The following is an 18,231-nucleotide window of genomic DNA, read 5'->3' as shown; positions in this document are numbered from 1 at the left end:
TACTATCAATTATGAAAAACCACTCCACAATAGAGCCCCACCAATCACGACAAGTAAAATAATTAGAATAAAGAACAGAATAGCAATACCGACAATAATCCACCCAAGTAATTTCCTTCCAGTTTTGATCAAGTAAATCCCTAATACAAGTGGTCCGAAAATAAAACCTAAGATTCCCCATAACCATGGATTTTTACCGTGCTTTGGTGCATCGATTGCTAAATATACTGCTATTACAATGGATAATATTAAACCAAAAGATAATTCCATTTTATTCCCTCCAAATGTGTTAAACCTTATAGAACAAGAATATGGTAAATGTTAATTAATTATTCGTCAAGTAGTGAGATGGGGAACTGAATATTTGTCGCAAAGTGATCATAAAATCGAGTAGACATGCAATAGTATATTTTTCAAATAATTGAAGATTTGAAATCAATCAATACTAGTGATTGCAGAAAAAGGGTGAGTTACTTGCGACGAAGAAAAGAAAGAACAATACCAATTATCTTTGTTAGTCTAATCTTCTTAGGATTTTTAATTTGGTCTTTATCCTTATTTTTTAATCAATCAGCACCAAAAGATGTTGTCGAATCATTTTATAAGTATGAGCAAGAAGGGGATTTTGGAAGTGCATGGGATTTGTTTCACCCTATAATGAAGGATAAATTCTCAAAGAATGCTTTTGTGACAGAAAGATCGCATATCTATATGGGACATTACGCTGTTTCAACCTTCAAGTTTGAACTAGGTGACAGTAAAAAACTTAAAAAATGGAAAATGTCAAAGGATGGACCAGAGTTCAAAGATCCATACTCCGTTATCGTTGAACAGAACTTCAAAAGTAAATTCGGCACATTTACGATCAAACAGGAAGTATATGTGATTAAATATAAAGATGAGTGGAAGGTTGTTTGGGAGTATAACTAAGCTGGTGTTTCTTACGGTAGAGTTCACCTTAATTTACAAATTGTAATAAATTTTACAAAAAACACTAAGGAATAGTAATTTCCTAGTGTTTTTTTCGATTACTTATTAATTTACTGTACTGTAAGGTGTGCTCATATGACAAAAACATGTGAATTTATGCGGTTTATCGACATATGATTACAAATTTTACACAAAATTAACATTTGTCTAACAATTATTATTTACACTAAGGAGGTGCTGAAAAATAGACATTGGAGGACATTATGAGACAAAAAAAGTTAAAATCCGCACTTATCTATCTATTAATCCTCACTCTCGTTCTTACTAACTTCCTATCTCTCATTCCATCAAAAGTTACATATGCAGAGATAAACCAAGAGCCATCAACATCTACTTCAACGACAACAGTTGAAGGGGATCAGGAAACGACTTCAGTTCCTGAAGAAAATGCCGTGCCGGCTCAACAAGAAGTAGTAGAAACACAGGAAAGTACATCAGAAGTACCACCAACTGATAATCAACAAAATACAAGCGATACACAAACAGCCCCAACAGAGGAGAAATTACCAACAACAGAAACTGAGCAGTCTTCTGGAAACCCTTCCACTGAGGTAGAATCTACAGATCCTGTAACACAGTCAGTAGAACCCAAAACTGAGACTCCGGTTGTCGAAGAGACTGCTCCACAAGCAGAAACAGCCGAACCAGTTGTTGAAGCCGAACCAACTACAGAAATGACAGAAGCACAAATGGCTAATTTACCAGAGTTACTCATTACTGAAATCATGCCAGATAATACTGGTACTGAACAATTTGAATACTTTGAGGTTTATAATAACTCAGATAAGCCGGTCGTATTAGATCATTACACTTTTGCTCTACGTTATTTAGATGGAAGTGGCAAACAAGACGTCGAAATGGAATTTGAACCTGTTACACTAGGATCGAAAGAAACAATTATCTTTTGGCTAAACCTAAAAAATAAGACATTTGAAGAATTTAATAGTCATCATGGAGTAAATCTACCAGCTGACGAAATTGTTGAATATAGTGGCGCACCTGGTTTCGCCAATGGCGGTGACAGAGGTGTGGTCATAAGTGACAAAAATAGTGAAATTGTTATGGCAAGTTATTTAGGAGAAGATATTGGCGAGGGTTTAGTAGTCCACTACTCATCTCCTATAGGTGGCATTGAAATGGTCAAGCATGAAAATAAAGCTGCGCCGACTCTTGGAACAGTAGAAGCGGCTCAAGTTCCAAGTGAACCTGTTGCAATGCCTGAGAATAACGCACCCATCATTGAACATACACCTGTAACATCGATTAAAGCTGGAGAGGACTTAAAGATTCAAGCAACTCTCTCGGACGATCATGACGATATAAAAGCAACACTTTATTACAATACAGAGACTGATTCAGAGTTCGTAGCACTTCCTATGAATCAATTATCTGGTACGAGCTATGAAGCTACGATAACTAACGATGCATTAACTTCAGAAAGCGTGCACTATTATATTGAAGTAACGGATAAAAATAACCGATCAACTCATCCATCTAGTGGTGAAGTAGTAACGGTTACTATAGAAAATACACAAGAAGAAACATTCAGCGAGTTACCACTTTTAATCACTGAGCTTTCTCCAAATTCACAAGGCGGTGGTACGGATTATTATGAGTTTATTGAACTCTATAACAATACGAATCAGCCTTTATCTCTAACGAATTATTCATTCATCTACCGGTATACAGATACAGGAGAAGAAAGAATTTTCCAAGTTCCAGCTGATACACTTGAACCACAAGAAACAACGGTTTTGTGGTTCAATAACGGTGATCGAGCATTAGCCGATTTTAATGCCAACTTTGGAAAGAACTTAACTAGCAATCAAGTTGTTGAATTTAAGGATGGATTCCCTGGATTCTCTAATGGTGGAAATCGTGCCATTGTACTAAAAAGTAATGAGGGAAAGGAAGTAATCTCTGCCACTTATCTTGGAGAAGATAATGATAACAATGGAGCTGATATTCACTATAAGTTTCCATCATCAGGAACGGAAATGGCGAAATACAAGGGATTAGCTGCTCCTTCTCCAGGGGAGGTTGAGCCTGTTCAAGTGCCAACAACACCGGTAACACTACCAGACGAAGTGGAAGACACAGAAGCACCAAAAATTACACACGCTCCTATTACAGACAGCAACTCGGTTTCACCAGTAAAGGTTGAGGCTACAATTACAGACAATCTGGCTGTTCCATTAGTAACGCTTTACTTTAAAGAAGAAGGTGCAGATACGTTTACCTCGTTATCAATGAATCCAAGTGCAGAGGACCCATCTATTTATTCTGCGGAGATTCCGAGTACAAGCGTCCAATCAGATCTTATTTACTATATCGAGGCGACAGATGGTACGAATAGCGATAAAACAGAAGAATACACGATTGTTGTTGAGAAAATAGACGTTAATTACGAAAAGATACCCCAATTTCTTGTAACAGAGGTAGTGCCAGATTCCACAAATGTAGGTACTGCAGACGGTTATGAGTTCATAGAAATCTATAACAATACGGACAAAGCAATGAACTTTAAAGATTATAAAATGAATTACAGATATGGATCAGATCCAAGTTCAGATGTTATTTGGGCATCCGTACCTGATGATGTCCTAATTCCTGCCGGAGAAACACTGGTGTTCTGGATTATTAATGGACAGAATGAAAGTCAGACAGTCGCAGATTTTAATGCGCATTATCGAACAAGCTTAGTAGAAAACCAGGATATTGTTAAAATTTATAGTGCCGGAATGGCAAATGGCAGCATGCGTGGACTAGTCGTTGCAACGAATACAGGGAAAGAAATTTCAGTCTCTTACTACAATGATGAAACAAATGTTGATGATTCTTTTCAAGACAAAGGAATTGTTTACAAATATCCAGTAGATAAATCCACACAACTGATCAAGATTGGAGTTGAAGATGCGACTCCAGGTGCTGTTGAATCGTTCCAAGTTCCAGGACAGCCAGTTCATATTGAGGAAGATACTGTTGCTCCAACAATTGAAAATTTAACAAATGTGAGTGAGATTAATCAGAAAGATAATATTAACCTTGTTGCAAATATCAAAGATGATAAAGAAGTTAAAACAGTTCGCTTTTTTTATAAAATTGATAATCAAACAGAGTATAAAGATGTGATTGTGAAAGAAGATTATGACGATCTTCTCTATCACCATACAATTCCTTCACCTGACTTGATTGGAAATGAACAGGTAGAGTACTACTTTGTCGCTTCAGATGGTACGAATGAAGTAAGAAGTGAGACCTATCAAATTAAGATTACAAGTGATATAGATACTTCAAGTCTGCGTTTAAATGTAAAAGATAATGACATTTTAACTGGTGAAAAAGCACTTAAAGGAACATCTCAATCAGATTCACCTGAAAATGTTAACTTGTATGTAGATGATACAGAGTTAACTGAAGGACTGTATCATTCCGTTGAGCAGGTTGCTTACTTTGCTTTTGAAGTAAATGGACTTAATACCTACTTCAAAAATGCTGTGACGATAGGGGATGAAGTCCTTTATCTGATGGATGATGACTGGCTTTCAAGCTGGAAAACTTTTAGCATTCCAATTGAGCCAGAGCGATTACAATTAGGTGAAAATACGATCACGATTCGGTCAGGAAATAAAGCTTCACCTTTTGATTTAGAATCAGCAGAAAATCGTGATAACTATGATCTTCGTAATGTACGGTTAGTTCTAGCAGATGGAACAGTTATAAAAGACCCATCATATAGTGATTCATCTAAAGTATTAGCTATGCATGATGACAATCCATTTGTAGATTTTAAGTTTGACATTACAGATAAATATGCAAAATCAAAAACGTATAAATGGAATACAACATCTGTTTCGGATGGAGAACATATTATTAAGGTAAAAGATTCTGATGAAGAGGTAAGTTCTACAATTCTTGTTGACAATACCGCACCAGTTATCGAAACAACTATTATTGAAGGTAAAGAATATAAAGGTGCATTTGATATCGATGTCGATATTTCTGATCAAATTGCTGGTGTTGAAGATGTTCAGATTATCTTAGATGATCAAGAAATCGAGGTACCATACGCGACATCGTCAGGGAAACTATCCTCAGGTGAACATAAACTAACTGTAATAGCGATAGATAAAGTGGGGAATAGGGCAGAAACAATCGTTCACTTTTCAGTTGTGAATGAAAACCCGAGCAAACCTGAAGTTGTTTCACCAAGTGATGATACACAGATGCCAGTTAAAGGTGACCCGACTCTCAAGGTAAAGGTAACAGATCCCACAAAAGATGAAGTGGATGTAACCTTCTATCAGGGATATCAGTATGATGTCAGTCAAAGCAACCAGGTAAAAGCGTTTAAAAATGCATCTGATACAGAACCACCAAGAACAATGGCTCCAGAGGGGGAAGCGGCATTTACTTCTGATGATATTTCCCTTGTTTCAAAACAAGATGAAAACTATTTAATTACGGACTCTAGTACACAATTCCCATATCATCGATTTGATGTAACAGTAGATCCTTCTGTTGATGAAAATGATCGTGTTGAATTGGTGTGGAGTGGTAACTCGTTAGAAGGTAGAAAAGTGTCCATGTATGCTTGGAATCACACAACCAATGACTGGTCACTGATAGACTATAAAATTGCCGGTAAAGAAGATTTCGATTTAACAGGAGAAGTTGCTGTTAATGAATTTATGAAGGATTCAAAAATCAATGTTTTAGTTCAAGATGAAATTCCAAGCTCACCTGATGAGTATGACTACACGTTTGTGTGGATGTCAGATACCCAATACTACTCTGAAAGCTTTCCATACATTTATGACCGTCAAACTCAGTGGATTGCAGAAAAGCAAGAAGAGCTAAAAATTAAATATGTCATGCATACAGGTGATTTAGTCAATAAATCGACTGAGGAATTTCAATGGCAAAATGCTGATAACTATATGAAAGTTCTTGATGACAATGAAATTCCATATGGTGTATTAGCTGGTAACCATGATGTTAATCAAATTACGAATGATTATACCAATTACTATCAGTATTTTGGTGAAGATCGCTTTCAAAGTAAGCCCTACTATGGCGAATCATATCTTAACAACCGAGGACATTATGATTTAATTTCCGCAGGTGGAAATGACTATATAATGGTCTATCTTGGTTGGGGCGTTACCGCTGAAGGAATCGCATGGGTAAATGATGTGTTAGCTGCCCATCCTGACCGAAAGGCAATATTAAATTTCCATGAATATCTTTTATCAACAGGAACAAGGCACCCACTTGGTGAACAGCTTTTTAACGAAATTGTTGTTCCAAATGAAAATGTTATTGCAGTACTAAGTGGACACTATCATGAAGCACAAACACTAGTCGATGAAATTGACGACAATCAAGATGGTACACCAGATCGTAAAGTCTACCAAATGCTTGCCGATTATCAAGCGGGTCCAGAAGGTGGACAAGGCTATATGAAATTACTGCATTTTGACCAAGATAATAATAAAATCATGGTAAATACGTATTCACCATATCTTGATGATTACAACTATTATGATCCCGATGTATATCCCGGAAAGGATGAATTTGTCATAGAACTTGACCTACAACCAGTCGATAAAAGAGTCGCAACTGACTATTTTTCAGTAAATATCTATACAGACACAGTAATCGGTAAAGACAAGAACGTACAAAGTGGTGAAATTGCAGAAACGGTATGGAAAGGCTTAGAAGAAAACAAAACCTATTCTTGGTATGCAGTTGCTGAGGACGGTTACACAGGTAGCACGGTTTCAAACATCTGGACGTTTACCAAGGGTGAAAAAGTGAACCCTACTATCCCAGATCCAGATAATAACGGAGAAGGAACTAAGCCAGAAAAACCAGAATCACCAGAATCACCAAGCAGACCTGATAACCCGACAAATAATCAAGGCGGTCAAGATACCGAAAATCCAGTTAAAGATCAATTACCTGATACACCAACAAACAATAATGATCCTGTATCAGAAAAATCTATTTCAAAAGCAGCTAATAAAGAAGAACCTGAAAAGTCAAGCATTGGAGGTAGTCTACCTTCAACCGCTACGAACCTTTACAATTGGCTATTAGGTGGTATTTTGTTAATCATCGGTGGTTTACTAGTAAATGTGTATCAAAGAAGAAGAAGTATATAATTTTACCAAAATAAAAAGAATGATGATTAGTATAAAGAGCTAAGAGCTATTGTTTCTTATGAAGCAATAGCTCCTTTTTTTATTAGATCAGCTAGATATAATTGCAAAATTTAGTGAGAAAAATTTATAGTCTTTAAATGTAAAAAGTTGTAAAATAATGTAGAAGGAGGTGACAAATTAAATGGAAGAAAACCAATTAAATCGTATGGAAGAAATGTTGGCGAAGCTTATCTCAATGGTCGGTAGCGTGAGGAGCGAGCAAAAAGCAGATGAACAATTAACGATGAAAGAAGAACAATCGTTGATAAGGGACGAACAATTAACGATGAGAGAAGAGCAATCAATGATGAAAGAAGAACAATCGTTGATGAGAGGCGAACAATCATCGATAAAGGAAGAACTAAAGCTTATGCGCAATGAAAACGAAAAGCGTCATGTTGAGGTTCTGAGTCGGTTTCAAGCATTGGAAGCAGACCACGAACATACATGGGAAAAGACTGTTCGAAATGAAAGAGAAATTGCAGTGATTAAGAAACCATTTGAACTATAAAATTTAAAAATCATCAAGAATCCACGATCACTGCTCCTTAACTTCTCTCATCAAGTAATTTGCGCATAATATCCACCCATACAAACATCTCCTAACCGTTTTTTGGGGGTAATAACTATATAGGCTAATTGAGAGGAGAGATACTAGTTGTTAGTGTCTCTTTTCAATTTGGCATTAACTATCGAATGCCGTAGATAAAATAGAATCATTAGAAGTTAACAAACTTTTGTTTAACGAGGTATAAAGAAATATTAGTAGATAGGTATTTAGTATGTGTTAATTGTATTACATTGTAAATTAACAGTTAATTTTTACTAAAATTATACTTTTCTAGCAAGACTTTCGATATAATAAAACTCGTGTTAAACTCCATGACAAACTTCGACTTTATATCTCTGGAATACCACTTGTAGTTAATTTTCCTTATATCTTTCCCTTAGCGAATGCAGATTCCTTATTGGAGGTGTAAATCTTTGTCAGTTTAAATGCGAAAAATTTTCTGTTGGACACATCTAGATAGCAAGTACTTTTAAGTTTATTTGTGAGCTAGTGAATAGTTAATTGTAGCACCAAACTTTACAAGGAGTGATAGGAATGTACTTAGAAAACGAATATGTAATTAAAGCTGAAACGATGAGTCTACATAGTCTATTTAATGAAACAGGAGAGTGGAACACTTTAGTACACGAACAATACCGCACACTCCAAATAGCAAAACCTTTAAAAACTGTGTTGTCGGACAACTGTGACAAGCTTGGAAGTAGTCTCACAGGAAAGTTAGATGCAGCAAAAAAGGTGTTAAAGAATCGACGTATGCTCCCACTATGCTTATCAACCAGATATCGAATATGTCTATTTCCAACCCACTCAATTGATCATCAAGAGTGCGTCTGGTTTTCTGTCGATCATATAAGAGATATACAAGAATATAAGGATGGAAGTATCGTGATCCTAACAAACTATCAGGAAATCTATTGTCCACTCCATCCTGAACAACTTTATACGAGAAAGTCGCTTGCTTCTGAGTTGATTTATAACTATATGGTCAACGAAGCAAAGCTGGGAGAACAAAAGATGTATGGGTTTGTTGCTGATCAAAGCGAAAGGTATGTAACAGGTTCGGTAGATACATTTCTGCACTAATTAAGATTCTCAAATCGCAGGAAGATATTGAATTAACAGTAATCATTAATTCTTTACCTGCTAAAAAAATAAAGTTTTAGATCGATTAAAAAAGCCGAGAAACAGTGTTCCTTGTTTCTCGGCTTTTACCATTTAATTACTTGCAGTATTCTCTTTCATTTCAAGATGCTCTTTTAATTGATTAGAAAGGGCAAGGCGTTCTTCTTCAGCTACTATATAATAGTAGATTCCGTCAATCTTATCGCCAGTCCCTTTAATTTGGAATTGCTCAAGATTCTTACTAGCTTCTTTATAATTTGCTTGTACAGACCACATCTCATCCAATGATAAGTTGGTTTTAACATTATCCCTTACAACATTGAACATATCTCCGAATTTTGTAATTGAAGAAATGTTTGCCCCTTTTTGAATGACCCCTTCAATGACTTGGCGTTGACGCTCTTGACGACCAAAGTCACCACGTGGATCTTCATAGCGCATTCTAGTGAAGTTTAAAGCTTTTTCTCCATCAAGGAAAACAGGCCCTTCGGGAAAATCGTGCCCGCCATAAGAAAATGCTAAGTTGTTGTTCACTTCAATTCCACCAACAGAATCAACTGTATCCTTGAAGCTCTCCATGTTAATTTTAACAAAGTAATCAACAGGAATATCAAGGAAGTTTTCAACTGTTTCAATCGCCATTTCAGTGCCACCAAATGCATAAGCATGGTTTATTTTATCTTGAATACCTTTTCCAACGATTTCGGTTCTCGTGTCACGAGGGATACTTACCATTTGTGTTGTTTGTTTAGTAGGGTTTACAGTCATTAAAATAAGTGAATCAGAACGTCCTCGATCACCTTCGCGCTCATCAACGCCCATCAAAAGAATCGATATTGGATCCTTTTCTTCGTGTACAACCTTTTCTGGGCGCTTCTCAGATTTATCGCGTCCAATGTCTTCTTGTATGCTTGCGATTGTATTTGCAGCAGAGGTATATAAATAAAGGGCATAGCCACCAGTAGATAGAACCAGTACACCGATAATACTTAACGTGATCCATAACCACTTTTTGTTCTTTTTATTTTTAGTTGCTCTCATTTTTTCCATCCTTTTATTTGAAATGTAGTCTATATGATTATATTTACTTAGTCCTAAAGAAACAATACTTATTTTGTAAATATTTGTTTCCAATAATGTATTAGACGTTAGATCTAATAAAAAGTTTCAACTTTTGTAGAAATTTGTCTAATGAAGGCGAAAGCGAAGAGCATTTTGGCTTTGTATCAACTGAGGTGACAACACTTGCAGCTGACACCGTGTTTAAAGATGTGAGTATCTTTTTACAGGATCAGAAAGGAAACCCAGAGTCAGCTGCTGAATTTGAATTAATAGGGGCAGATGAGGGGAACGAGCAAATTTTTTTATCTGGCTTGTCTAAAGAAGATGGACGTCTTGTTGATTTTAGCGGGGAAGAGCCATTAGATGTATTTAAACTTCAAACAGGGAATTATCAGCTTTATGTGTACACTGAGGGTGGAGAAGAGTTTGTAATTGAATTTGAAGTTTTGGAATCTGAAGATTTTATGAACAATCCATTAAACTTTGTACTCGATGTAGATCAGCCGAATGTGGATGAAGGAAAAACACCATCTGAAAATGACGAGAAAGACCCTCCAGAAGTAACATTTGGAGATGACAATCCTACTAATGAAGATGGGAAGACTCCTATTAAAAATACAAGTGCTTACAACCTGCCAAGTACTGCCACGGACTTTTATAATCTATTGCTCATTGGTGTGGTGCTTATCTTAATTGGGGTAAGCATATATGTAATACGAAGTAGAAAAATGAGTAAAATTTAAAGAAGAAGTATGGAGAAGGTGCCGAATGGGTGTCTTCTCTATTTTTTATAGAAAAATAGCAAAAAAAAGCATCTCAACAAAGATGCTTAAATGGAAATCATTTTCTTCCATGGTTTATTCCCGATTTTAAAATACAGTGTTTGATCATCTCTACACTTGAAGAACCCAATTCCGATAAACCTTAAAGGTGTAAATATTTCTTTCTGTTGAAGAAGGGGCATGACTATTCACCTCCAAAAAAGTAATAATATGTATGTGTAATACTATTGTAGTTTAATATAGAACGAAATGAAATGGTTTTGTTCTTTATAAAGTGTTAATTTTTTATAAAGAGAGGACCTATACTCCTTTTTTTGAGGAAAAACACCTATATAATGGGCTTTCACTATGGAAATTTTTTAAACCTATTCCAATTTTAGTGTATAATCCTATTAGGAGATTTATGTCGATTATTGGAGGAAATGGTTTTGAAAAATCTATTAGTTTTGCTAACAATTATTCTCTGTGCGGGTACAATCGTATTAGGTAATTTTCATTGGAAAAGCAAAATTTCTGCAGAGGGCGAAAAGGCCGCAACAAGTGGAAAAACTGAGGTTGAAATTGATAAAACAGAAGAAAAGAATAAAGGTTTTGAAGAAATAGAATTATATATGAGCAATTTACCTAAAGAAATACAAAATAAGATAAAAAGTTCCTATGAAAAAAAGAAGCCTCTTCATCTAGTTATCTACGGATCAGAATCTACATCCAAGGACCCAGGTGCTTGGCCAGATCTTTTAAAGCAAGAGCTAAATAGTACCTATGGTAAGGATACATTTGAGGTAACTGTTCTTTCAGAAGAGGGAAAAACGACTAGTGATACTGTGAATGAAGAACTATATGAGGTAGTCAATGAACTTCAAGCAGATATCATTCTATATGAACCAGCAATGTTAAAAGATAATAGTCAGTTAGTTGGGACAGACAATACCCTTGAAAATATCGATATAATTCTAGAATCATGGAGCGCTAGAAATGAAAATGTTACAATCCTTATCCAACCTCCTCATCCGCTCTATAACGCTAAGTTTTATCCGAAAGAGGTCGAAAAGCTAAGGGAACACGCCGAACAAAATGATTTAATATATTTGAATCATTGGGAAAATTGGCCGGAAATAGACAACGAGGAATTAAGAGGATTAGTAACGGAAGAAAGAAATAAACCTAGTCAACTCGGGAATGAAGTTTGGGCGGGGTATTTAGGTGAATATTTTGTTGGGGGTAACTAATAAGATCTTGTAATTAAAAAATTTACTAATTGCCATTATTAAATTTATTGTTTCAAACGATTTTATAAAAAATTTACGATAGCTTAACTTTTCTATATATATATTAAGTTAAAATGAATATAAGTAGGTATATAGAAAGTAAATGGTATTTACCCCAATATTTCTTTTCAATGGCAATGAAATGTTATTCCCACATTCTTAATCATATAGCCATGACTCTATTATAAAACCTTCAGTTTGACGAATAAGAATTAGTCAGGGAAGGCTTACATTAAAGGGGGAGCACTTATGCAAATTAAAAAAGCAATTATACCTGCTGCTGGACTAGGAACTAGATTTCTTCCCGCAACCAAAGCACAACCGAAGGAAATGTTACCAATTGTTGATAAACCTACTATTCAATATATTATTGAGGAAGCTGTAGCTTCTGGAATTGAAGATATACTGATTGTTAGTGGACGAGGAAAAAGGGCCATTGAAGATCACTTTGATAAATCATATGAGCTTGAAGAAACACTGGCTAGTAAGGAGAAATGGGATATTCTTAAAGAAGTTCAAAAGATATCTGAACTTGCAAATATACATTATATAAGGCAAAAGGAACCAAAAGGCCTAGGACATGCAATTTACTGTGCACGCCGTTTCATTGGAGATGAACCCTTTGCAGTAATGCTTGGTGATGATATTGTCCAATCTAATTCAGTCCCTTGTTTAAAGCAACTAATTAATGTATATGAAGAGCATCAAAGTACTGTGGTAGGTGTTCAAAAGGTGAGTACATCAGAAGTATCTAAGTATGGGATTGTTAGTTACTGCGATGAAGAACTAGCAAAAGATGTGTTTCATGTAAATGACATGGTGGAAAAGCCAAAACCAGAAGAAGCACCTTCCAATAGCGCCATTATGGGGAGATATATCTTGAGTCCAGATATTTTAGATATTTTGGCAAGTCTTAAACCAGGATCTGGCGGAGAAATTCAGTTAACTGATGCTTTAAAGGAGCTCTCAATGAAACAGAGAGTTCTTGCTTATCATTTTGATGGTAAACGATATGATGTTGGCGATAAACTAGGTTTCATTAAGGCGACAATTGATTTTTCTCTTCAACGGGCAGATTTGAAAGACGAATTATTATCTTATTTAGAACAAGTCATTACGAACCAAGAGCGTATTGGTCACTAAGCTTTGTAGGAGGAGTAGACTTGAAGATAACGGTTGCAGGAACTGGCTATGTTGGATTAGTAACTGGTGTTATGTTAGCTGAAATTGGTCATCATGTCACTTGCTTTGATATCAATGAGGAAAAGGTAGAAGGTTTAAAGGCTGGGAAGTCACCAATCTATGAACCGGGCATAGATGCACTTATCGTTAGTAATTTAGATAGAATGAGACTTAATTTTACATCTAATCGAGATTGTGCTTATGCTTATCCAGAAATAGTTATCATTGCAGTTGGAACGCCTGAAGAAGAAGATGGTTCAGCAGATTTATCATACGTTAAAATGGTAGCCAAGGATATTACTAAATATGGTAAACAAAAAGAATTGATAATTGTTACAAAAAGTACCGTCCCAGTAGGCACAAATCAAAAAATAAAGAAATGGATTGAAGAAGATCTACAGAATGGTACGAAGTTTGATCTCGTCTCAAATCCCGAATTCCTAAGAGAAGGATCCGCAATCAAAGATACATTCCACGGAGATCGGATTATTATCGGTAGTGAATCCAAGTTGGCAGCTTCTGTCATAGAGGAGCTATACTCTCCACTCAATATCCCTATTCTCCACACGGATATAGAAAGTGCAGAGATGATCAAGTACGCTTCAAATGCATTCTTAGCAACCAAAATAAGCTTTATTAACGAGATCGCAAATATTTGTGAAAAGGTTGGAGCAAACATAGAAGATGTATCAACGGGAATAGGGTTGGACAACCGTATTGGTCCAAAGTTTCTTCAAGCGGGTGTTGGTTACGGAGGTTCATGTTTTCCTAAGGATACAAAAGCACTTGTACAGCTTGCAGGTAATGTAAAACACAAATTTGACTTACTTGAATCAGTCATTGAAGTCAATAATAACCAGCCGCTGCTTCTCCTTCAGAAGGCGAGAGAGGTTGTTGATTCTTTTAAAGGGAAGAAAGTGGCCGTTTTAGGTGTTGCATTTAAACCTAATACAGATGATATCCGTGAGGCCGCTTCGTTAACTATTATTAATGAATTAAATAAGGAGCAAGCAATTATTGTAGCTTATGATCCAGTCGCACATCTAAAGGCTAAAGATTTATATAAGCAAGGAGTTTTCTTTACAAATGATATCAGAGAAGCATTAACAGACGCTACTTTGGCATTTATAATTACTGAGTGGGATGAAGTGAAAGAATTCCCTATTGAGAAGTATGTAGAAATTATGGAAACGCCAATTATATTCGATGGGCGAAATTGTTATGATCTGCACAAAGCTAAAAATAGTGGAATTTCTTACTACTCTGTGGGACGTCAAGCGGTTAATCCATTAATTATTAATAGTTAAGTTTCTCGGACCTTGGCTTTCTACCAAGGTCTTTTTATAGTAGAATGTTCCTATCACTTCTATATTTAAGAGGGAAAAAGCAATTTCATGATTGAAGCTATAAAAAATAGGGATTAATACTATATATGAATGAAAAATTAGCTATGGAATACATTAAGTTCATAGTTACACTTGTATAATATAATTATTTTCATTATCCTTGGTATATAGTAAAAAATTGATGTGGGTGAGAATATGAAAAAAATTAAAGTAATGACCATTTTTGGTACAAGGCCAGAAGCGATCAAGATGGCTCCACTTGTACTTGAACTTAAAAAAAACTCTCAACAGATTGAATCATATGTTACAGTTACTGCTCAGCATAGACAAATGCTGGATCAAGTTTTGGACATTTTTAAAATAAAGCCTGACTATGACTTAAACATTATGAAGGACCGTCAGACACTTACAGGAGTGACTGTTCGTGCATTAGAGGGCTTGGATGATATTATGAAAAAAGTGAAACCAGATCTCGTTCTAGTACATGGTGATACGACGACTACCTTTGTAGCAAGCCTATCTGCACTCTACAATCAAATTTCCGTTGGTCATGTGGAGGCGGGATTGCGAACTTGGAATAAGCACTCACCCTATCCGGAGGAAATGAATCGACAAATGACAGGTGTAATTTCAGATCTTCATTTTGCACCAACTCAGAAGTCTTTTGATAATTTAGTCGCAGAAAATAAAGATTCAGAAACGATTTACATAACTGGTAATACTGCAATAGATGCATTAAAAACAACAATCCATAGCGGATATACCCATGAAGTACTTGAAAAGATTGGTTCGGATAGGATGATCCTATTAACAGCACACCGTCGAGAAAATCTTGGTCAACCTATGAGAAATATGTTTAAGGCAATTAAACGATTGGTGACTGAACAACAGGATATCCAAGTCGTATATCCTGTTCATCTAAATCCTGCGGTTCGTGAAGTTGCAGATGAGATTTTGGGTAAAGATCCAAGAATTCATCTGATAGAGCCTTTGGATGTATACGATTTTCATAACTTTGCATCAAAGGCATTTCTAATTCTAACAGATTCAGGTGGAGTGCAAGAAGAAGCTCCTTCATTAGGGGTCCCAGTACTAGTTTTAAGAGATACGACTGAAAGACCTGAAGGAATTGATGCAGGGACATTAAAGCTTGCTGGAATAGAAGAGGAAACCATTTATCATCTAGCAAATACTTTATTAACTGACCCTGTGGAATATGAAAAGATGGCGAAAGCATCAAATCCATATGGTGATGGAAAAGCATCAACGCGTATCGTAGAGGCAATACTTCATTATTTTCATATTAGAGATAATAAGCCTGATTCATTTAGGGTTTAGAAAGAATAAGGGGGGACTGGACTAAAAGAAGTGAAAGTACTTTTAGATCAGTCCCTATTCTCTTGTTTACAAGAGTATCATTGAAAAGTAATATAGTACTGATATGAAAAATTATCTAAAGGAAGATTTCCATGAAAAAAGTAATCGTTTATTATCCATATAGCATGCGCGAGCTGACAAGTGGCTCTGCAGTAAGACCTCGAAAAATGCTAGAAGCTTTTCAGGAATTAGGAGTAAAAGAAAGTTTAGAAATAATTGAAATATTTGGAGACTCGATACAAAGAGAAAAATTATTAACTCAATTATACAATGAAGTAAACCCAACCGATATTTTGTATTGTTATATGGAAAATGCAACAATCCCTATGTGGTTGACCGATAAAGATCATATTCCGAGAAAACCTTTCTTGGAAATTAAATTTTTTAAGTACTTGAAAAGCCACAATATTCCTCTTGGTATTTTTTACAGAGATGCTTATTGGAAGTTTAATGATCTTTATACAGTAAGACAAGGGGTTAAGCAAGGTATGCAATTTCTGTTTAAAGCCGAACTTTCCTTATTTAAAAAATACTCTGATATCTATTATCTACCTAGCCAATATATGAATGAATATATTCAGTTTCCTGATGAAAGAGTAGTGGCACTTCCACCAGGAGGAATAGATTTCATACGACCTGATGGCCCTTTATTAGATGAACAGCCAAGAGCGATTTATGTTGGGGGTATACATCCGCGATATGGTGTTTATGAAATGCTAAACGCATTTCAAAAATTGAATAAAGAGGAAACTCAAATTACGCTTACATTCGTTTGCCGTAAAGAGGAACTTGCTAAATTCACTCACCTAATGGAGCCGTATATTAATAGTTCGTGGATTCAATTGATTCATGCTTCTGGTGAAGAGCTGATGCCGCTATATAGGAAAGCTGACTTTGGAATTGTTCCTATAAAAAAAGATGTATATAATGACTTTGCAGTCGCGGTTAAAATGTTCGAATATCTTTCTTATGGACTCCCAATGATAGCGACAAATTGTAATGCTCAAATGGATCTAGTGAATGATGGGAACTTTGGAATTATTGTTGAAAGTAATGAAAAGTCAATTTATAATGCTCTTCAAGAAATGTTAGATCCGAAAAAGAGGGATGAACTCAAACACCATGCTATACTTGCGCTTAAAGAGAAGCATCTTTGGTATCATCGAGCACTTACTGTACATGAAACCTTAACGAATTAACTAAAATCCTAAGGAGTGATTAGTCTTGCAATTGTTAGTGTTGGTGCAAGATTATCCTAGTGAAAGTAATAAATATGCCATGAATTATGTGCACACGAGGAATCTTGAATATATACGTGACCAAGTTGAAGTGAATGTATTGTCATTTAATACAAAAGAAAGTTATACATATGAAGGAATAAATGTATTAAGTTATGATGATTTTTTTAATCAGTATAACGGTGACAATATTCATCTAGTTATTAGCCATGCACCGAATCTAAGGAATCATATTCGTTTTCTTTTAAATAAAAAAATAGTCTATCGTCAAGTATTATTCTTTATTCACGGTCACGAAGTTATGAAGAAGTCAAAGTATTATCCTCAACAATATGACTTTATTCAAACAAGTTCAATGAAAAATGTGGCGAATAATCTATACGACAGTCTAAAATTGACTTATTTAAAAGGGTTTATTACAAAGTTATTCAATCAAAATAAGTTAAAAATTATTTTCGTTAGTGAATGGATGAAAGATGTTTTTCTTGAGAATATAAAAATACCAGAATCAATACTTGATAAAAACTCCTACATTATCTCTAACACAATGAATCAAGTTTTCTTGGAGAAGACATACCTACCAATTGATAATAAGAGAGCTGATTTTATTACAATTCGTCCTTTAGATACATCTAAGTATGGTGTGGATCTAGTTGTAAAGTTAGCCGAAAAACACCCGGATTTGACTTTTCATATATACGGCAAAGGGAAATATTTTGAGTATCGGGAAAAGCCGGAAAATATTGAGGTTTTCCAAGAATTTTTAACTCCAAACGATCTTGCAGAACTGCTAAATCACTATCATTGTGCAGTTATGCCAACAAGGTTGGATGCACAGGGAGTTATGATGTGTGAAATAGCGACCTATGGGATGCCGATTGTTACATCTGATCTTCCTATATGTAAAGAAATGCTAGGGTCTTTTGATAATGTGTTCTTTATGAACAACGAAAATGTAAATATTGATTTACATAGTGTCCTAACTGAAATTAAGCCTATAGAAACAACAAAAGAGCTAAAACAAAAATTTTCTCTAGAAAATACAACTCTTAAAGAGTTAAACGTAGTAAAAGCATTGCTTAAATAA

At 35.4% G+C, this 18,231-nt stretch carries 13 protein-coding genes; 11 read left to right on the top strand and 2 right to left on the bottom strand.

The window, feature by feature from the left end:
• Positions 1 to 9: 9 nt before the first annotated feature.
• Positions 10 to 270, bottom strand: a complete 261-nt coding sequence (locus ACFFIX_RS12545) for a hypothetical protein (RefSeq protein WP_378934388.1) — start codon at positions 268 to 270, stop codon at positions 10 to 12.
• A gap of 204 nt (positions 271 to 474) precedes the next feature.
• Here ACFFIX_RS12545 and ACFFIX_RS12540 point away from each other — a divergent pair, with 204 nt between their 5' ends.
• The 4 genes from ACFFIX_RS12540 (at position 475) to ACFFIX_RS12525 (ending at position 8,850) form a co-directional block, all read left to right on the top strand.
• Complete coding sequence (locus ACFFIX_RS12540; protein ID WP_378934386.1) at positions 475 to 930, top strand: nuclear transport factor 2 family protein; 456 nt, start codon at positions 475 to 477, stop codon at positions 928 to 930.
• 263 nt (positions 931 to 1,193) lie between these two features.
• Entirely contained in the window at positions 1,194 to 7,157 is a 5,964-nt protein-coding gene (locus ACFFIX_RS12535) for a lamin tail domain-containing protein (RefSeq protein WP_378934384.1), read from the top strand.
• A gap of 181 nt (positions 7,158 to 7,338) precedes the next feature.
• Positions 7,339 to 7,707, top strand: coding sequence for a hypothetical protein (locus tag ACFFIX_RS12530; protein ID WP_378934381.1), 369 nt, complete (start codon positions 7,339 to 7,341; stop codon positions 7,705 to 7,707).
• A 594-nt stretch (positions 7,708 to 8,301) separates the two neighbouring features.
• Positions 8,302 to 8,850: a competence protein ComK gene (locus ACFFIX_RS12525; protein WP_378934379.1), complete on the top strand. Its 549-nt coding sequence runs from the start codon at positions 8,302 to 8,304 to the stop codon at positions 8,848 to 8,850.
• 132 nt (positions 8,851 to 8,982) lie between these two features.
• On the opposite strand, the gene tagU is transcribed toward ACFFIX_RS12525, so the two are convergent.
• Positions 8,983 to 9,930 (bottom strand): polyisoprenyl-teichoic acid--peptidoglycan teichoic acid transferase TagU, encoded by a 948-nt coding sequence (tagU, locus tag ACFFIX_RS12520; RefSeq protein ID WP_378934377.1) that lies wholly within the window; start codon positions 9,928 to 9,930, stop codon positions 8,983 to 8,985.
• A gap of 143 nt (positions 9,931 to 10,073) precedes the next feature.
• On the opposite strand from tagU, the gene ACFFIX_RS12515 reads away from it, so the two are divergent.
• From ACFFIX_RS12515 to ACFFIX_RS12485, 7 genes are all read left to right on the top strand, one after another.
• Entirely contained in the window at positions 10,074 to 10,694 is a 621-nt protein-coding gene (locus tag ACFFIX_RS12515) for an LPxTATN C-terminal sorting signal domain (protein WP_378934375.1), read from the top strand.
• 467 nt (positions 10,695 to 11,161) lie between these two features.
• The gene (locus ACFFIX_RS12510; protein WP_378934372.1) at positions 11,162 to 11,962 is read left to right on the top strand and encodes an SGNH/GDSL hydrolase family protein; all 801 of its coding nucleotides are present in this window, start codon (positions 11,162 to 11,164) and stop codon (positions 11,960 to 11,962) included.
• Positions 11,963 to 12,250: 288 nt separating this feature from the next.
• A complete protein-coding gene (gene galU / locus ACFFIX_RS12505) occupies positions 12,251 to 13,144 on the top strand; it encodes a UTP--glucose-1-phosphate uridylyltransferase GalU (RefSeq protein ID WP_378934370.1) in 894 nt (297 codons plus the stop codon).
• A 20-nt stretch (positions 13,145 to 13,164) separates the two neighbouring features.
• Entirely contained in the window at positions 13,165 to 14,490 is a 1,326-nt protein-coding gene (locus tag ACFFIX_RS12500; protein ID WP_378934368.1) for a UDP-glucose dehydrogenase family protein, read from the top strand.
• Between the two features lie 234 nt (positions 14,491 to 14,724).
• Entirely contained in the window at positions 14,725 to 15,867 is a 1,143-nt protein-coding gene (wecB, locus tag ACFFIX_RS12495; RefSeq protein WP_378934366.1) for a non-hydrolyzing UDP-N-acetylglucosamine 2-epimerase, read from the top strand.
• Positions 15,868 to 15,998: 131 nt separating this feature from the next.
• On the top strand, positions 15,999 to 17,105 hold the full coding sequence (locus ACFFIX_RS12490) for a glycosyltransferase family 4 protein (RefSeq protein ID WP_378934364.1): 1,107 nt from the start codon (positions 15,999 to 16,001) through the stop codon (positions 17,103 to 17,105).
• A gap of 25 nt (positions 17,106 to 17,130) precedes the next feature.
• Positions 17,131 to 18,231, top strand: coding sequence for a glycosyltransferase (locus ACFFIX_RS12485; RefSeq protein ID WP_378934362.1), 1,101 nt, complete (start codon positions 17,131 to 17,133; stop codon positions 18,229 to 18,231).

It is taken from the genome of Metabacillus herbersteinensis (assembly GCF_042433335.1).
GTDB lineage: Bacteria > Bacillota > Bacilli > Bacillales > Bacillaceae > Metabacillus > Metabacillus herbersteinensis.
The sequence above is the reverse complement of the archived record's forward strand: the minus strand, read 5'-3'. Positions and strand labels throughout refer to the sequence as shown.

Excerpts from the sequence above, each read along its gene's own strand:
- ACFFIX_RS12545 (WP_378934388.1), bottom strand. The coding sequence starts at position 270 with ATGGAATTATCTTTTGGTTTAATATTATCCATTGTAATAGCAGTATAT.
- ACFFIX_RS12535 (WP_378934384.1), top strand. The coding sequence starts at position 1,194 with ATGAGACAAAAAAAGTTAAAATCCGCACTTATCTATCTATTAATCCTC.
- ACFFIX_RS12530 (WP_378934381.1), top strand. The coding sequence starts at position 7,339 with ATGGAAGAAAACCAATTAAATCGTATGGAAGAAATGTTGGCGAAGCTT.
- ACFFIX_RS12525 (WP_378934379.1), top strand. The coding sequence starts at position 8,302 with ATGTACTTAGAAAACGAATATGTAATTAAAGCTGAAACGATGAGTCTA.
- tagU (WP_378934377.1), bottom strand. The coding sequence starts at position 9,930 with ATGAGAGCAACTAAAAATAAAAAGAACAAAAAGTGGTTATGGATCACG.
- galU (WP_378934370.1), top strand. The coding sequence starts at position 12,251 with ATGCAAATTAAAAAAGCAATTATACCTGCTGCTGGACTAGGAACTAGA.
- wecB (WP_378934366.1), top strand. The coding sequence starts at position 14,725 with ATGAAAAAAATTAAAGTAATGACCATTTTTGGTACAAGGCCAGAAGCG.
- ACFFIX_RS12490 (WP_378934364.1), top strand. The coding sequence starts at position 15,999 with ATGAAAAAAGTAATCGTTTATTATCCATATAGCATGCGCGAGCTGACA.